Raw genomic sequence first — 15024 nt, 5'->3', positions numbered from 1 at the left:
TGTGGACACTTCCCACCACCGCCGCTGTCAACCAACGCTTCAGCCTCGGTCAACCCGACAAACCCGCAAAGGCGGCCTCCGGCGGAGGGTTACTTGCGAACCCAACATTCCATCCGACAGCACGATTGTTGGGTTCGCAACGCGAACCCAACCTACGAATTCCACAACGCCATGGTGTCCGTGATCCGCTGCCGCGCCGTGGCGACCACCGCGTCGGAGACGGTCGGGCGGGTCAGGAATTCGGCCCAGCTGAACAGATCCGCCAGCGCCGCCATCCGGCGCCATTCCGCCGGCAATTCGCCGCCCGCCGCGCGGTAGCCGGCGGCAACGGCGCCGGCGAAGCCGGGGCGAGAGCCGAGCGGCGGCCGCAGCAGGTTGCCGAGATCGAAGAACGGGCTGCCGGCGAAGGCGAACTCCCAGTCCAGCACGGCGGCGACGGCCCAGCCTTCCGGCCCATGGCGGACCAGGATGTTGGTGCCGCCGAAATCGGAATGGGTCAGGCAGGGCGGGCCGGGCCAGCGGTCGAGCAGCCCGGCCTCGCGCTCGGCGAAGGCGACCAGCCGGCCGGCCAGGTCGCGGCCCAGCCGCTCGCCACCGGACCCGTCGACCAGCACATGGCGCAGGAAGCCGGTCAGCCCGGTTCCGCCGGCATCGACCGGCTCGGCCACGTCCAGCGACGCGTCGAGGAAGCCGGTGCGGTCGAACGTCACCGCATGGATCGCTGCCAGCGCCCCGCCGACGGAACGGGCGAGCGGCAGCAGCGTCGTGTCGTCCAGCCCGCGGGCGGCTTCATCCAACCGCTGACCGTCGATCCATTCCAGCAGGGCGAAGGGAAGCTCTGTCGCCGGGTCGTCGCCGCTGCCCAGGAGCCTGGGGGCGGGGAAGCCGCGCTCGGCGGCGAGAGCGTGGATCGCCCGTTCCTTCGCGGCCTGGGCCGGGTCGCGCTGGAACAGCCGCAGCACCACCGGCGGATGGCTATCGAGGTCGAGGCGGAGATTGGTGTTGGCGAGGCCGCCCGACAGCTCGGTGACCCGCAGCACAGCCGGCCGGCCGGGCAGGGACCTGACCAGCACGGACGTGGCGTCCGGGCTGAGGACGATCGCCGGATACGGCCTCGACCAGCTCTCGCGCACGGTCCCGCTACCGGCTCAAGGCGTGGACCACGCGGTCGGCCATGGCCGGCACCTCCGCGAGGTCGTGATAGAGGCCGAAGCCGAAGCGCAGCCGGTCGTCGCGGTGGTCGACGACGATATCGGCTTCGCGCAGCCGGTCGTCGATCGCGCCGGCCTTGTCGGTGCGGTAGGTCAGGAAATGGCCGCGGACCGGGGTGTCGAGCGGCACCAGCAGCCGGTCGCGGACGAGGTCGGGCACCCCGGCCCGGGCCAGCGCTTCGGCGAAGGCCTCCTGCAGCGCCAGGACGTGAGCGTGGATCTCAGGCACGCCCAGGCCGCGCTCCGCCAGCAGGTCGAGCACGGCGAGCATCCGGTAAAGGCCGGAGGGGTCGAAGGTCGATCCGAGGAAGCGGCTGCCATCGGTGCCGTAGGGCACGCGCCCGTCCTGCGCCCCGGCCAGCGCGCCGAAGGCGGCGTACCAGCCGGTGTCGCGCGGCCGTGGGCCGTAGCCCGGCGGCACATGCAGGAAGCAGGCGCCTTCACCGGCCATGGCATATTTGTAGCCGCCGGCGATGTAGAAGGCGCGGGGCGCGATCGCCGACAGGTCGGTCGGCAGCGCCATGAAGCCGTGATAGCCGTCGACCGCGACCAGCGTCTCCCGGTCGGGCACCGCCGCCACCAGCGCCGCCAGGTCGGGCACCGCATAGCCCGAGTTGAAGAACACCTGGCTGAAGAAGACGAGATCGTGGCCGCCGGCCCCGGCCGCCGCGGCGAAGCGGGCCGGGAAGTCGGCCGTCGGTTCCTGCGCCACGCGCGTGACCCGGACCAGCCCGTCCTCCTCCAGCCGCGCGATCTGCCGGCGGAAGCTGTGGAATTCGGAATCGGTGGTCAGCATCCGAGCCGGCCGATCCGCCGGCAGGCAGGAGAGGAGCCGCCGCACGAACTCATGCGTGTTCGGCGCGAAGGCGAGGGAGGCCGGGTCGGGCAGGCTCAGGATGGCGGCGATCCGCGCCTGCAGCCACGGCACCACGGTGCCGAAGACATGCTCCCATTTGTGGTCGGCGAGGCGGGCGGTGTCCTCGACATAGCGGAGCTGGGCCTCGAACACCGTGTCGGGCCACAGGTGGTGGCTGTGGGCGGCCAGATGCAGCCGCTCCGGCGCCGCCGCCAGGAAGCGGGAGAACAGCGGCTTGAAGCTCATGCCCCGGCCTCCCCGTCATAGGACAGGCCGGTGCGGCGGGTGATCTCCTCCGGCAGCGGCGGCAGGGCCGAGCGCGGGATCAGATAGGTCGACAGGGTGAACAGGTCGCCGAACACCCGGTGCCGCTCCGCGGTGCGGGCCAGGTAGTCGTGTCCGGAAGACCCGCCGGTGCCGGTCTTCAGCCCGATCATGCGCTGGACCATCAGCGCGTGGCGGTAGCGCCACAGCGTCATGGTCTCGTCGATGTCCATCAGCAGGCTCAGCAGCCCGAACGGCACCTGCAGCGCCGGCTCGTCGCGGTACAGGTTGATGAACAGGGCCGCCTGCAGCGCCCGCCAGGACATGCGCCAGGATCCCTGCGCCGCCTCCTCGGCATGGCGCGTCTCGTCGAACAGCGCGTCGAAGCGGGACAGCGCTTGGCGCAGCGCCGCCACCTCCTTCTCCCGCGCCGCCTCGTCCAGCGTCGGATGGGCGGTCAGGTGGCCGATGTCGCCCTCCAGCATCGCCACCACGGCCTGGCGGTAGGCCTCGCGGAAGCGGTAGCCGCCGAGCTCGATGAAGGGCGTGCGGGCCAGCCAGGCGTCGAGCTGCTCGAACAGGCTGGGCTGGCCGCCCGCCGCCTCGACCCGCTCACGCCCCGGCGACTCCAGCCGGGCCTCGAAGGACCGGCCCTCATAGGCCAGCCGGTCGGCGGCGCGCAGGCCGAGGCGGATCTCGATCAGCCGGAACTGCGCGCTCTGGAACCCCGAGGCCGGGCGCAGCAGGTCGCGGAAGTCGAGGAAATCGAGCGGCGTCATCGTCTCCAGCACGTCGAGCTGGTGCACGCCGAGCTTCAGGATCTCATGGATGCGGTGCAGCGCGCGGCTGGCCCGGGCGATAGCGCGGTCGTCGACCCGGTCGGCGGCGAACACCCCCTGCACGGCGTCGAGCTCGAACAGGATCTGCTTGAACCACAGCTCATAGGCCTGGTGGATGACGATGAACAGCATCTCGTCATGCGCCGGACGTCCGGCCTTCTCGCTTTCGCGGGCCTGCAGGTCGAGCAGCGTGTCGAGCTGGAGATAGGATGCGTAATGGACGCCTGGTTCGGCCATGGCGCGTCTCCCGGTGGCTATGCCTGCCGGTTGCCGACCGAAGTCGACCGCGGTCCAGTGCTGATGGTGAGGGGAGGCTAGCGCGGCGGTGCGGGGAATCGCAAGCGGCGGCCAGCGGCTTCCTGGCTCACTCGAACTTGCGGGTGTCGTCGATCACCTTGCCATCATTCGGCAGGCTGCCCGGCGGAACCGCCGTCACCGCTGCGCGCAGCTTGGTGACGTCGAGCACGGTGTCGGCCACGGCGTCGGCCACGGAGGCGTCGGCGCTCTCCACCTGCAGCGCCACGTCATCGATGCCCTGGCGGCTCGAGACCAGCAGCCTTCCGCGTTCCAGCCCGTGGCGCTTCAGCACCTCGGCGATCTGGCCGGGATGGACGAACAGGCCGCGAACCTTGGTGCTCTGGTCGGCCCGGCCGAGCCAGCCGCGCAGCCGCGGCGCGGTGCGGCCGCAGGGGCTGCGCCCGGGCAGGATGGCGGAGAGGTCGCCGGTGGCGAAGCGGATCCAGGGCGTGCAGCGGTCGAAGCTGGTGACCACCACCTCGCCGACCTCGCCCTCGGGCACCAGATCGCCGGTGCCGGGACGGACGATCTCGACCAGGATGCCCTCGGCCAGCACCAGCCCCTCATGCGCCTCGGTCTCGTAGGCGATCAGGCCGAGATCGGCGGTGCCGTAGCTCTGGAACAGGTCGATGCCGCGGGCGGAGTAGAACTCGCGCAGCGGCGGCAGCAGCGGACCGCCGGAGACATGGGCCAGCGTCACCGAGCCGGTGTCGTGGCCGAGCTGGTCGGCCTTCTCCAGGATCAGCTTCAGGAAGTCGGGCGTGCCGACATAGCCGCGCGGCTTCAGGTCGGCCATGGCCCGGGCCTGCAGCTCGGTGTTGCCGGTGCCGGCCGGGATCACGGCGCAGCCCAGCGCCTCCGCACCCGTCTCGAACATCACGCCGGCCGGGGTGAAGTGGTAGGAGAAGCAGTTCTGCAGGATGTCGCCTTCGCGGAAGCCGCTGGCGAACAGGGCACGGGCGAAGCGCCAGCTGTCGATGCCGTGCGCCTCGCCTTCGTAGATCGGGCCGGGGGAGGCGAAGATCCGGCGGAACTGCCCGGGCCGGATCGTGGTCAGCCCGCCGAAAGGCAGGTCGACCCCCTGGATCGTCGGCAGCTCGGACTTCCGGGTCAGCGGCAATTCCGCCAGCTCGGCCCGGCTGGTCACCGCCGCCGGATCGAATTCGGCCAGACGTTTGGCGTAGCCGGGGGCGGAGGCCTTGGCATGGGCGATCTGGGCCGGCAGCTCGGCCAGCAGCGACGCCTCCCGCTCCTCGGCCGGACGGGTCTCGAGATCGTCGTAATGCTCGGCCATGGGATTCCCTGTTTCGACGGATGCCCGGGCGATGACTCGCATCCAGCATGACGCCGCCGGACGGGCCGCACAATGCCGGGAGGCGAAGTGCCCTACAGCCAGCGCTTGCGGCGCTTGAAGCTCTTCAGGTTCTTGAAGCTCTTGCGCTGTTCCCCGGCGCCGCCGAGGTAGAACTCCTTGACGTCCTCGTTGGCCGCCAGGGCCTCGGCGGTGCCGTCCAGCACCACCTTGCCGTTCTCCATGATATAGCCGTATCCGGCGCAGGACAGCGCCATGCGGGCGTTCTGCTCGACCAGCAGGATCGAGATGCCGAGATCGGCGTTGAGCCGGCGGATGATGCCGAACACCTCCTTCACCATCAATGGCGACAGGCCCATCGACGGTTCGTCCATCAAGATCAGCTTCGGCCGCGCCATCAGCGCCCGGCCGATCGCCAGCATCTGCTGCTCGCCTCCGGAGAGATAGCCGGCCAGGCCGTTGCGTTCGCGCAGCCGCGGGAAATAGCCGTAGACCCGGTCGATGTCGTCGGCCACCCCGCGGTCGCGCCGGGTGTGGGCGCCGAGCCGGAGGTTCTCCACACAGGTCATGTCGGCGACGATGCGGCGCCCCTCCATCACCTGGAAGATGCCGCGGCGCACCACGGCGCCGGGGTCGAGCTGGTGGATCGGCTGGCCCTCATAGGTGACGGCGCCGCGGGTGACCGCCCCGTCCTCGGTGCGCAGCAGGCCGGAGATCGCCTTCAGCGTCGTCGACTTGCCGGCCCCGTTGGCGCCCAGCAGCGCCACGATCGATCCCTGGGGCACCGCGAGGCTGAGGCCGCGCAGCACCAGGATGACGTCGTTGTAGACGACCTCGATGTTCTCGACCGAGAGCAGCGGCGGGGCGGTCATGCCGCCACCAAGAGCTTCCGGTTCTCTTCCTTGTCATCCTCGGGCTTGACCCGAGGATCCAGGGGCCACCGAGAGCCGCTCTGGCCGCCCCTGGATACCCGGGTCAAGCCCGGGCATGACAGGAATGGAAAGGAAGCGCCGAAGACGCCCGACACCTCAATACCCCAGCCATTCCGGGCGGCGGGGCAGGGTGATCTCGGCCACCTTCTCCAGTGACATGGTGCCGTCGGCCATCAGCGCCGTGACCTCCTTGCCCTGGGTCGCGCCCTTCACATGGCCCTGGTAGATCGGCACGGTCATCAGCCCGCGATGGTCCGTCGGGGTCCAGGTCGAGGGCAGGCACACCGCCTCGAGCCCGGCCGGCACCCAGTCCTTCTTGTCGTACATCGCGTCGCGGATGGCGAGGCCGGTGACCTCGCCCTTGGCCTTCGCCGCCTTGATCGCCTCGACCATGTAGGAGGTGGCGCAGATGCCGGCGATGTAGCTCAGCGGGCGATAGGCCTCGCCGCTGGAATCGCTGACCTTGGAGATCTCGCGCACCCGGTCCATGCCGGCGTTCCTGTCGGTCCAGATCGATCCGGTGCGGACCGCGACCACGACGCCGTCGGCGTTCGGACCGGCGGCCTTCATGACGTTCTCGTCATAGCCCCAGACATTGGCCACGAACTGCACCTTGGTGCCGGCGGTGGCGCAGGAGTTGAGCAGCGAGACGGTCGAGCCGGCGATGTTGGCGACATAGGCGTAGTTGGCGCCCTTCTCCTTCAGCGTCAGGCATTGCGGGGTGAAGTCGCCCGGCGCCATCGTGTACTGGATCGGGTCCAGCACCTCGAAGCCCAGCTCTTGCGCGTATTCGCTGCAGGCGGCCTTGGGCGAGTTCGGGTAGGGGTGGTTGTCGCCCATATGGACCCATTTCGGCTTGCCCTGGCCGGCCTTCTTCTTCCAGTCCTCGGCCGCCCATTGCGCCAGCGCCCGGCAGGCGTCGGAGTAGGAGGGGCCGTAGAAGAAGTTGAACGGCGTCGCCTTGGTCGCCTTCGGCGCCTTGCCGGTCGGGTCGGTCAGCGCCCCGGAATAGGAGCCGGAGTAGTAGGGGATCTGGTCCTTGCCGACGAACTCGATCAGCGCCTCGGTATCGGCGGTGCCCCAGCCGGCGATCGCCACCACCTGCTCGTTCGCCACCAGCCGCTGGTACTCCGAGACCGCCTGCGGCGCCTTGTAGGCGTAGTCGTAGGTCTCGAAGGCGATGTCGTCACCGTCGACCCCGCCGTTCTCGTTCACCCAGTTCAGCGTGTCGGCCACGCCGTCGGCGTAGGGCACGCCGATCGAGGCGGTGGCGCCGGTCAGGTCGGCGATGTGGCCGACCGGGATGTCGTCCGCCCAGGCAGGCAAGGCGCACAGGCCGACCAGGGTGGTGGCGGTGAGCAGGGATCGCATCGGTGTCTCCTCCATGGCGGCCGTTCTGTCGCGGCCGGGTTCAGTACGAGAAGGGGTACAGCTTCCACCAGGCCTTGATCTGGCGCCAGCGATGGGCCAGGCCGTCCGGCTCGAAGATCAGGAACAGGATGATGGCGACGCCGACCGCCATCTCCTTCAGGAAGTTGATGCCGACGCGCAGGTCGAGCGTCTTGTACAGCCAGGTGCCACGGATCAGCCGCACCAGCCAGTCCATCACGTCGGGCAGCGACACCATGAAGACGGTTCCCAGGATGGTGCCCATGATCGAGCCGAGGCCGCCGATGATGATCATGCCGAGGAACTCGATCGACTTCAGGATCGTGAATTCCTCGACCGAGACCACCTGCAGGTAATGGGCGTACAGCGCGCCGCCGACCCCGGCGTAGAAGGCGGCGATGCCGAAGGACAGCACCCGGTAGCGGGTCAGGTTGATGCCCATGATCTCGGCCGCCAGGTAATGGTCGCGCACGGCGACGAAGGCGCGGCCGTCGCGCGAGCGCATCAGGTTGGTCGCGGCCAGGTACAAGAGCGCGCCCCAGAACAGCACGACGTAGAAGTAGTTGATGCGGTCGACCTCCCAGCCGAACAGGGTGACCGGGGCGGCATGGGCGCCGGCGACGCCGCCTGTGAACCAGCCGGCGCGGGCGAAGAAATCCTCGAGGATGACCTGGGCGGCGAGGGTGGCGATGGCGAGATACAGGCCCTTGATCCGCGCCGCCGGGATGCCGAAGACCAGGCCGACCGCGGCGGTCATCAGCCCGGCCAGCGGGATGCAGAAGAACACCGGGATGCCGGTGCTGCGGTTCAGCCAGGCCGAGGCGAAGGCGCCGAAGCCGAAGAACACGGCGTGGCCGATCGAGATCTGGCCGGTGAAGCCGACCAGGATGTTGAGGCCGAGCGCGGCGACGGCGAGATAGCCGATCTCGATGAAGCTGTCGATCCAGCCCTTGGACAGCCAGCCGAGCTGCACCGCGATCGGCGAGAACGCCAGCAGAGCCAGGATGACGATGACGCTGCGCCGGCTGAACGCGTCGTCGAAGATGGTGGTGTCGGCGGCGTAGCTGGTGCGGAAATCGCCGCAGGGGCGGGCATAAGCGTTGGCCATTCAGGAGACCTTTCCTGCCGGCGAGTGGGAAAGGCGCTTCCCCTTCTTGTCATCGCCGGGCTTGACCCGGCGATCCAGGGGCCACCCGGAGCCGTTCTTGCGGCCCTGGATGCCCGGGTCAAGCCCGGGCATGACAGTAAGGGGGAGGGCGGAGGGCAACTTCATCCTCACACCCTCTCGATGTCGCGGGTGCCGAACAGGCCGTAGGGCTTGATCATCAGGATCACGATCAGGACGTAGAAGGGCGCGATCTTCAGCATGTTGCCCCAGCCCAGGAAGGTGACGTCCAGCCAGTGGGCGAAATGCTCGAGCACGCCGATGATCAGCCCGCCCAGCACCGCGCCGACGACGCTGTCGAGCCCGCCCAGGATCACCGCCGGGAACACCTTGATGCCGAAGACCGAGAGGGCGGAGGACACGCCGTTGACCACGCCGACCACGATGCCGGCCACCGACGACACCATGGCCGAGATCGCCCAGGCCATGGCGAAGACTTGGCGTACCGAGATGCCCATCGACTGCGCCACCTGCTGGTCGAAGGCGGTGGCCCGCATCGCCAGCCCCATGCGCGAGAATTTGAAGAACCAGGCGAAGCCGCCCATGATGAACAGGCTGATCGCCATCGACAGGATGTAGACGGTCTGCACCTGCAGCCCGAGGATGTCGACCGACCGGGTCTCGAACACCGGCGGGAAGGGCTGCGCCGAGACGCCGAAGATCCAGGCCATCAGCGGCTGGAACACCAGCGACAGCCCGATCGTGACCATGATCACCGAGATCACCGGCTCGCCGATCAAGGGCCGCAGCACCACCACCTGCAGCAGGATGCCGAACACCAGCATGAAGGCGAGGGTGATGGCGAAGCCCAGAACGAAGGGCACCTGGTACTTGGTCAGCACCCACCAGCAGATCCAGGCGCCGATCAGCAGGAACTCGCCCTGGGCGAAGTTCACCACCCGGCTGGCCTTGTAGATCAGCACGAAGGACATGGCGACGACGCCATAGAGCGTGCCGACGATCACGCCGTTGACCAGGAGCTGGAACAGGAAGGTGAGGTTCATGGGCTCACTCCGCCGCGTGGCGCTGCCCGGCGCGGCCGGGCGCGAGGTCGACCACCTTGAGCGTGGTGCGGATCCGCTGCCGGGTGCCGTCCTGGAAGGCGATGGTGGTGTCGACCGGGATCGCCGGGTCGCCGCGATAGATGGCGTCGATGATGTCGCCGTATTTCTCGCCGATCACGCCGCGGCGCACCTTGCGGGTGCGGGTCAGCTCGCCGTCGTCGGCGTCCAGCTCCTTGTACAGCAGCAGGAAGCGGCGGATGCGCTGCGCCTCCGGCAGGCCGGCATTCACCGTCTCGACCTCGCGGCGGATCAGGCCGTAGACCTCCCCCCGCGCCGACAGGTCGGTGTAGGTGGTGAACGCGATGCGGCTCTTCTCCGCCCATTTCGAGACGATCGGGAAGCGGATGCAGATGATCGCCGCCAGGTCCGGCCGGCCATGGCCGAGGATCACCGCTTCGCCGACATAGGGCGAGAATTTCAGCTTGTTCTCAATGTATTGCGGGCTGAACCTGTCGCCGCCGCTGGTGGTGGACAAGTCCTTCATCCGGTCGATCACGACCAGGTGGCCCTTGCCGTCGACATAGCCGGCATCGCCGGTCGCCAGCCAGCCGTCGCGCAGGTCGGCGGCCTCCTCGGTGCGGTAGTAGCCGAGGAACATGTTGGGGTGGCGGGTGACGATCTCGCCGACGCCGTTCTGGTCCGGCGCCTCGATCCGCAGCTGGACGCTGTCGTCGAAGGCGACGCCGACCGTGTCGAAGTCGACGTCGCCCGGCCGATGGATGGTGTAGGCGCCCAGGAGCTCGGTCTGGCCGTAGAGCTGGCGCAGCGGCACGCCCATGGCGAGGAAGAAGCGGAAGGTCTCCGGCCCCAGCGCCGCCCCGCCGGTCGCGGCCGAACGCAGCCGGGCGAAGCCCAGCCGGTCGCGCAAAGCGGCGAAGAGCAGGATCTTGGCGAGCGCTGATTTCTTCTTACGATCAAGAGCTTTCAGTCCGATCTTCATTCCGAGGTCGAAGAAGCGACGCTTGAGCCAGGACGCGTCCATCATCCGGCTACGGACATCGGCGGCCAAGCCTTCCCACACCCGCGGCGCCAGCAGCACGAAGGTCGGGCCGATCTCGCGGAAATCGGCCCAGCTGGTGCTCTGTTCCTCGACGAAGTTCACCACCATCCGGCACTGCAGCGCCTTCCCGAAGACGTAGACCTGCTCCATGATCCAGGGCAGCGGCAGCACCGAGACGTATTCGTCCTGCGGCCCTTGCGGGTCGACCGCCAGATAGCTGGCGGTGTGCCGGATCACCGATCCGGCCGACAGCATGGCCAGCTTCGGATGCGCCGTGGTGCCGGAGGTGGTGCACAGCACCGCGACATCCTCGCCGCGCGTCTCCGCCACCATGCGGTCGTAGAGGCCGGGATCGGCCGCCAGCAGCGGGGCGCCCTGCGCGATGAAATCCTCGACCGGCAGCAGCCGCGGATCCTCGTATTTCCGCATGCCGCGCGGGTCGGAATAGACGATGTGCCGGACGCTCGGGATGCGATCGCCCAGGCCCAGCAGCTTGTCGACCTGCTCCTCGTCCTCGGCCAGGACGATCGCGACCGAGGCGTGCCCGATCAGATAGGCCACCTCCTCGTCCAGCGCGTCGCGATAGAGGCCCAGGCTCATGGCGCCGGCGGCATGGGCGGCGATCTGGCCGGCCACCCAGTCCGGCCGGTTGTCGCCGATCAGCCCGACCACCGCGCCCGGCCCGATGCCCAGGGCGCGCAGCGCCAGGGCGAAGTCGCGCACCCGGGCGTGGAAGCCGGCCCAGGTGATCTCCTGCCAGATGCCGAAATCCTTCTCGCGCAGCGCCACCTCGCCCGGCCATTGCGCGGCGTTGCGGGCCAGCAGCTTGGGGAAGGTGTCGAACGCGGCGTCGGTCAAGCCGCCGCCTCCGCACCGTCATCGACCTCGCCGAGATAAGCGCGGCGGACATGGCTGTCGGCCAGCACCTCCTCGGGCGTGCCCTCGGCGATCTTGCGGCCGAAATCCAGCACCATGACGCGGTGCGAGATGTCCATCACCACGCCCATGTCGTGCTCGATCATGATCACCGTCATGCCCCATTCGGCGTTCAGGTCGACGATGAACCGGGCCATGTCCTCCTTCTCCTCGAGGTTCATGCCGGCCATCGGCTCGTCCAGCAGGATCAGGTCGGGCTTCAGCGCGATGGCGCGGGCCAGCTCCACCCGCTTGCGCAGGCCGTAGGAGAGGGTGCCGGCCAGGGCGCGGCGGACATGCTGGATCTCGAGGAAGTCGATGATCTCCTCGACCGCGCGTCGGTGCCGCAACTCCTCCTGCCGGGCGCCGCCCAGCCACCACAGCGCGCCCGTCAGCACGTTGTTCTTCAAGAGGTGGTGGCGCCCGACCATGATGTTGTCGAGCACCGACATATGCGCGAACAGGGCCAGGTTCTGGAAGGTGCGGCCGAGGCCGAGCTCGGCCCGGGCGCTGGGCTTCAGCCGGGTGATGTCGCGGCCATTGTAGTGGATGCGGCCGGCGGTCGGGCTGTAGCGGCCGGAGATGCAGTTGACCATCGAGGTCTTGCCGGCGCCGTTCGGGCCGATGATCGAGAACAGCTCGCCGCGGCGGACGGCAAAGCCGACATCGGTCAGGGCCTTGACCCCGCCGAAGGCGAGGCTGACCGAGTCCGCGGTCAGAAGCGCATCTCCCGGTGCGGGCGGCACGGCCGCAGCCTGCATGCTCTCTCCCCCTGTTTCGCGTCGGGCACCTCTGGCGGGTGCCTTGCAATATCAATGTCGTGGAAGCGCCGGGAAAGGCAATCGGCAAAACGTCTACAGGACGCCGATGGCGATATCGGCTATGGCGTGGTCGTCCTCGGCGCCGGCGATGCCGAGGGCGCCGACAACGGCACCGGCGTCGCGCCAGGGAAAGCCACCGGGCTGCACCAGGATCTCACACAACCCGGCCAACTGCGCCGCCTCGGCCGGGTCGCGGGTGAGGCGCAGGGCGGGATCGCGGGTCGGCTCGCCGAGATGCAGCGCCGCGGCCGCCCGGCGCCGGGCGATCTCCAGCGTCAGGTGGCCGACGCCGTCCATCCGCGCCGCGGCGACGATGTGGCCGCCGCGATCCACCACAACCGCCGCGATCTGCTGCTCGCGTCGCCCGGCCTCGGCCAGGGCGGCCGCCAGCACGGCCTGGGCTTCGGCGAGGGCAGGGGCGAAGTCGGGCATGGCGGTCTCCCGGGAGTCGGCGGTCCAGCATAGCAGTCTCGAAGCCGCCCGCCGCAGCGCGAAAGAATCGTACACGCTGCCCCTTGATCCCGGGACCGGTTGCGGCCACGCTCATTCCATGAGCTTCACGCTGACCGCCGAACAAGACGCCATCCGAGATGCCGCGCGCGCCTTCGCCGTGGAGCAGATGGCGCCCCATGCCGCCCGTTGGGACGAGGAGCAGATCTTCCCGGTCGACACGCTGCGCCAGGCCGCGGCGCTGGGCTTCGCCGGCATCTATTGCGGCGAGGCGCATGGCGGCAGCGGCCTGACCCGGCGCGACGCCGCCATCGTGTTCGAGGAGCTGTCGGCGGCCTGCGTCTCCACCGCCGCCTACATCTCGATCCACAACATGGTCGGCTGGATGATCGACAGCTTCGGGTCGGAGGAACTGAAGGCGCGCTTCCTGCCGTCGCTGATGACGATGGAGCGCTTCGCCAGCTACTGCCTGACCGAGCCCGGCTCCGGCTCCGACGCCGCATCGCTGCGCACCCGCGCGGTGCGCGACGGCGACCATTACGTGCTGAACGGCTCCAAGGCCTTCATCTCCGGCGGCTCGACCTCCGACATCTATGTCGTGATGGTGCGGACCGGGGAGGCGGGGCCGAAGGGCATCTCCGCGATCGTGGTCGAGAAGGGCACGCCCGGCCTGTCCTTCGGCAAGAAGGAGAAGAAGCTGGGCTGGAACAGCCAGGTCACCACCATGGTGATCTTCGAGGATTGCCGCGTCCCTGTCGCCAATCGGCTCGGCGAGGAAGGGCAGGGCTTCACCTTCGCGATGAAGGGGCTGGAAGGCGGCCGCGTGAACATCGGCGCCTGCTCGGTCGGCGGCGCCCGCGCCTGCCTGGAGGCGGCGCGCGGCCACATGCTGCAGCGCAGCCAGTTCGGCCGCAAGATCGCCGAGTTCCAGGCGCTGCAGTTCAAGCTGGCCGACATGGCGATCGACCTGGACGCGGCCCGGCTGATGATCCACCGCGCCGCGGATTCGCTCGACCGGGGCGACCCGGACGCGACCCAGCATTGCGCCATGGCCAAGCGCTTCGCCACCGACGCCGGCTTCCGGATCTGCAACGATGCGCTGCAGCTGCACGGCGGCTACGGCTACATCAAGGAGTATCCGGTGGAGCGCTTCCTGCGAGACGTCCGCGTCAACCAGATCCTGGAAGGCACCAACGAGATCATGCGCCTGATCGTGGCCCGGCGCCTGCTGGCGGAGTGACGGGCCGGAAGATACTGCCATGACCGACGAGATCCTGATCGACCGCGAGGGGCCGATCGCCATCGTGACGCTGAACCGGCCGAAGGCGCTGAACGCGTTGACGCTGGGCATGTGCCGGGCGCTGCTGCCGCGGATGGCGGAGTGGGCGGAGGATCCGGGGCTGCACGCCGTGGTGCTGCGCGGCGCCGGCGACCGCGCCTTCTGCGCCGGCGGCGACATCCGCGCGGTGTATGAGCGGGGGCCGCAGAGCGGCGTGCCGAGCGGCGACCGGGAGCAGGATTTCTTCTGGGTCGAGTACCGGCTGAACCACGCCATCCACCATTTCCCGAAGCCCTGGATCGCACTGCTGGACGGCGTGACCATGGGTGGCGGCCTCGGCCTGTCGGTGCATGGCTCGCACCGGGTGACCACCGAAAAGACGCTGAGCGCCATGCCGGAATGCGGCATCGGCCTGTTCCCGGACATCGGCGGCGGCTGGTTCCTGTCGCGCTGTCCGGGCGAGATCGGCACCTATCTGGCGTTGACCGGCGGTCGCATCGGCGCCGCCGACATGCTCTTCAGCCGGATGGGAACGCATCATGTCGCCTCGGCCCGGGTCGACGACCTGGTTGCGGCATTGGCCGATGCCGGCTGGATCGGCAATGGCGGGCTGGTGGCCGAGGCGGTGCTGCAGCGCTTCGCCGCCGATCCCGGCGCGCCGGCCCTGGCGCCGCTGCGTCCGGCGATCGACCGCTGCTTCGGCCGCGACACCGTGGAGGAGATCCTGGCCGCGCTCGACGCGGAGGCCGGCGAATGGGCCCAGGCCGCGGCGGCGCAGATCCGCGCCGGGTCGCCGACCAGCCTGAAGGTGACGCTGCGCCAGATCCGCCAGGGCAAGACCATGATCTACGACGCGGTGGCGGCGATGGAGTACCGCATGGTCCACCGCTTCCTGGCGAAGCCGGACTTCTTCGAAGGCGTGCGGGCGCAGCTGGTCGACAAGACCCGCGACCCGACCTGGCGGCCGGCGACGCTGGCCGAGGTGGACGACGCCGCGGTGGCGGCCTATTTCCAGCCGCTGCCCGGCCGCGAGCTGAGCTTCGACTGAAGAATGATCGTGACAGGATCTTCCGATCGGGGTTGTCCCTCTATTGTCATTGCCGGGCTTGACCCGGCAATCCAGAGGGCGTCGACATTTTCTGGATGCCCGGGTCAAGCCCGGGCATGACAGCTCTATTAGGCAGATTCCTGTTCTAGATGGCAGGAACAGGCCGATCGAACCACAGGACA

Annotated in this window: 13 protein-coding genes; 2 read left to right on the top strand and 11 right to left on the bottom strand. The window is 69.1% G+C overall.

Translation table 11 applies throughout. The features are described 5' to 3' along the window. Positions 1–152: 152 nt before the first annotated feature. The 11 genes from ACFW16_RS18230 to ACFW16_RS18180 form a co-directional block, all read right to left on the bottom strand. Positions 153–1073 carry a phosphotransferase family protein gene (locus ACFW16_RS18230; RefSeq protein ID WP_380307499.1) on the bottom strand — a complete coding sequence of 307 codons (921 nt, stop codon included), beginning with the start codon at positions 1071–1073 and terminating at the stop codon, positions 153–155. A 67-nt stretch (positions 1074–1140) separates the two neighbouring features. Continuing rightward, positions 1141–2313, bottom strand: coding sequence for a hypothetical protein (locus ACFW16_RS18225; RefSeq protein ID WP_380307497.1), 1173 nt, complete (start codon positions 2311–2313; stop codon positions 1141–1143). Beyond that, positions 2310–3428, bottom strand: a complete 1119-nt coding sequence (locus ACFW16_RS18220; protein ID WP_380307507.1) for a tryptophan 2,3-dioxygenase family protein — start codon at positions 3426–3428, stop codon at positions 2310–2312. The genes ACFW16_RS18225 and ACFW16_RS18220 overlap by 4 nt, the downstream gene beginning before the upstream one ends. Positions 3429–3534: 106 nt before the next feature. Next, positions 3535–4761 (bottom strand): phenylacetate--CoA ligase family protein, encoded by a 1227-nt coding sequence (locus tag ACFW16_RS18215; protein ID WP_380307495.1) that lies wholly within the window; start codon positions 4759–4761, stop codon positions 3535–3537. Positions 4762–4853: 92 nt separating this feature from the next. Continuing rightward, positions 4854–5651, bottom strand: a complete 798-nt coding sequence (locus ACFW16_RS18210; protein WP_380307493.1) for an ABC transporter ATP-binding protein — start codon at positions 5649–5651, stop codon at positions 4854–4856. A gap of 156 nt (positions 5652–5807) precedes the next feature. After that, a complete protein-coding gene (locus tag ACFW16_RS18205) occupies positions 5808–7082 on the bottom strand; it encodes an ABC transporter substrate-binding protein (protein WP_380307491.1) in 1275 nt (424 codons plus the stop codon). 40 nt (positions 7083–7122) lie between these two features. Further along, positions 7123–8208 carry a branched-chain amino acid ABC transporter permease gene (locus ACFW16_RS18200; protein WP_380307489.1) on the bottom strand — a complete coding sequence of 362 codons (1086 nt, stop codon included), beginning with the start codon at positions 8206–8208 and terminating at the stop codon, positions 7123–7125. A 167-nt stretch (positions 8209–8375) separates the two neighbouring features. Then, a complete protein-coding gene (locus ACFW16_RS18195; protein ID WP_380307487.1) occupies positions 8376–9269 on the bottom strand; it encodes a branched-chain amino acid ABC transporter permease in 894 nt (297 codons plus the stop codon). Positions 9270–9273: 4 nt separating this feature from the next. Then, the gene (locus ACFW16_RS18190; RefSeq protein ID WP_380307485.1) at positions 9274–11187 is read right to left on the bottom strand and encodes a long-chain fatty acid--CoA ligase; all 1914 of its coding nucleotides are present in this window, start codon (positions 11185–11187) and stop codon (positions 9274–9276) included. After that, positions 11184–12005 (bottom strand): ABC transporter ATP-binding protein, encoded by an 822-nt coding sequence (locus tag ACFW16_RS18185; protein ID WP_380307483.1) that lies wholly within the window; start codon positions 12003–12005, stop codon positions 11184–11186. The genes ACFW16_RS18190 and ACFW16_RS18185 overlap by 4 nt, the downstream gene beginning before the upstream one ends. 93 nt (positions 12006–12098) lie before the next feature. After that, positions 12099–12497, bottom strand: a complete 399-nt coding sequence (locus tag ACFW16_RS18180; protein ID WP_380307481.1) for a heme-binding protein — start codon at positions 12495–12497, stop codon at positions 12099–12101. A gap of 118 nt (positions 12498–12615) precedes the next feature. Between ACFW16_RS18180 and ACFW16_RS18175 the strand changes: the two genes are divergently transcribed. Both ACFW16_RS18175 and ACFW16_RS18170 read left to right on the top strand, forming a co-directional pair. Next, a complete protein-coding gene (locus ACFW16_RS18175) occupies positions 12616–13755 on the top strand; it encodes an acyl-CoA dehydrogenase family protein (RefSeq protein ID WP_380307479.1) in 1140 nt (379 codons plus the stop codon). A gap of 19 nt (positions 13756–13774) precedes the next feature. Continuing rightward, positions 13775–14842: an enoyl-CoA hydratase/isomerase family protein gene (locus ACFW16_RS18170; protein ID WP_380307477.1), complete on the top strand. Its 1068-nt coding sequence runs from the start codon at positions 13775–13777 to the stop codon at positions 14840–14842. Positions 14843–15024 lie beyond the last annotated feature (182 nt).

Origin of the sequence: Inquilinus sp. NPDC058860 (assembly GCF_042743185.1) — a bacterium.
In the GTDB taxonomy this organism is placed as follows: Bacteria; Pseudomonadota; Alphaproteobacteria; order DSM-16000; family Inquilinaceae; genus Inquilinus.
Note: the sequence above shows the minus strand (reverse complement) of the source record. Positions and strands in the feature narration are given on the sequence as shown.

Excerpts from the sequence above, each read along its gene's own strand:
- ACFW16_RS18200 (WP_380307489.1), bottom strand. The coding sequence starts at position 8,208 with ATGGCCAACGCTTATGCCCGCCCCTGCGGCGATTTCCGCACCAGCTAC.
- ACFW16_RS18225 (WP_380307497.1), bottom strand. The coding sequence starts at position 2,313 with ATGAGCTTCAAGCCGCTGTTCTCCCGCTTCCTGGCGGCGGCGCCGGAG.
- ACFW16_RS18210 (WP_380307493.1), bottom strand. The coding sequence starts at position 5,651 with ATGACCGCCCCGCCGCTGCTCTCGGTCGAGAACATCGAGGTCGTCTAC.
- ACFW16_RS18205 (WP_380307491.1), bottom strand. The coding sequence starts at position 7,082 with ATGCGATCCCTGCTCACCGCCACCACCCTGGTCGGCCTGTGCGCCTTG.
- ACFW16_RS18180 (WP_380307481.1), bottom strand. The coding sequence starts at position 12,497 with ATGCCCGACTTCGCCCCTGCCCTCGCCGAAGCCCAGGCCGTGCTGGCG.
- ACFW16_RS18170 (WP_380307477.1), top strand. The coding sequence starts at position 13,775 with ATGACCGACGAGATCCTGATCGACCGCGAGGGGCCGATCGCCATCGTG.
- ACFW16_RS18215 (WP_380307495.1), bottom strand. The coding sequence starts at position 4,761 with ATGGCCGAGCATTACGACGATCTCGAGACCCGTCCGGCCGAGGAGCGG.
- ACFW16_RS18185 (WP_380307483.1), bottom strand. The coding sequence starts at position 12,005 with ATGCAGGCTGCGGCCGTGCCGCCCGCACCGGGAGATGCGCTTCTGACC.
- ACFW16_RS18195 (WP_380307487.1), bottom strand. The coding sequence starts at position 9,269 with ATGAACCTCACCTTCCTGTTCCAGCTCCTGGTCAACGGCGTGATCGTC.
- ACFW16_RS18175 (WP_380307479.1), top strand. The coding sequence starts at position 12,616 with ATGAGCTTCACGCTGACCGCCGAACAAGACGCCATCCGAGATGCCGCG.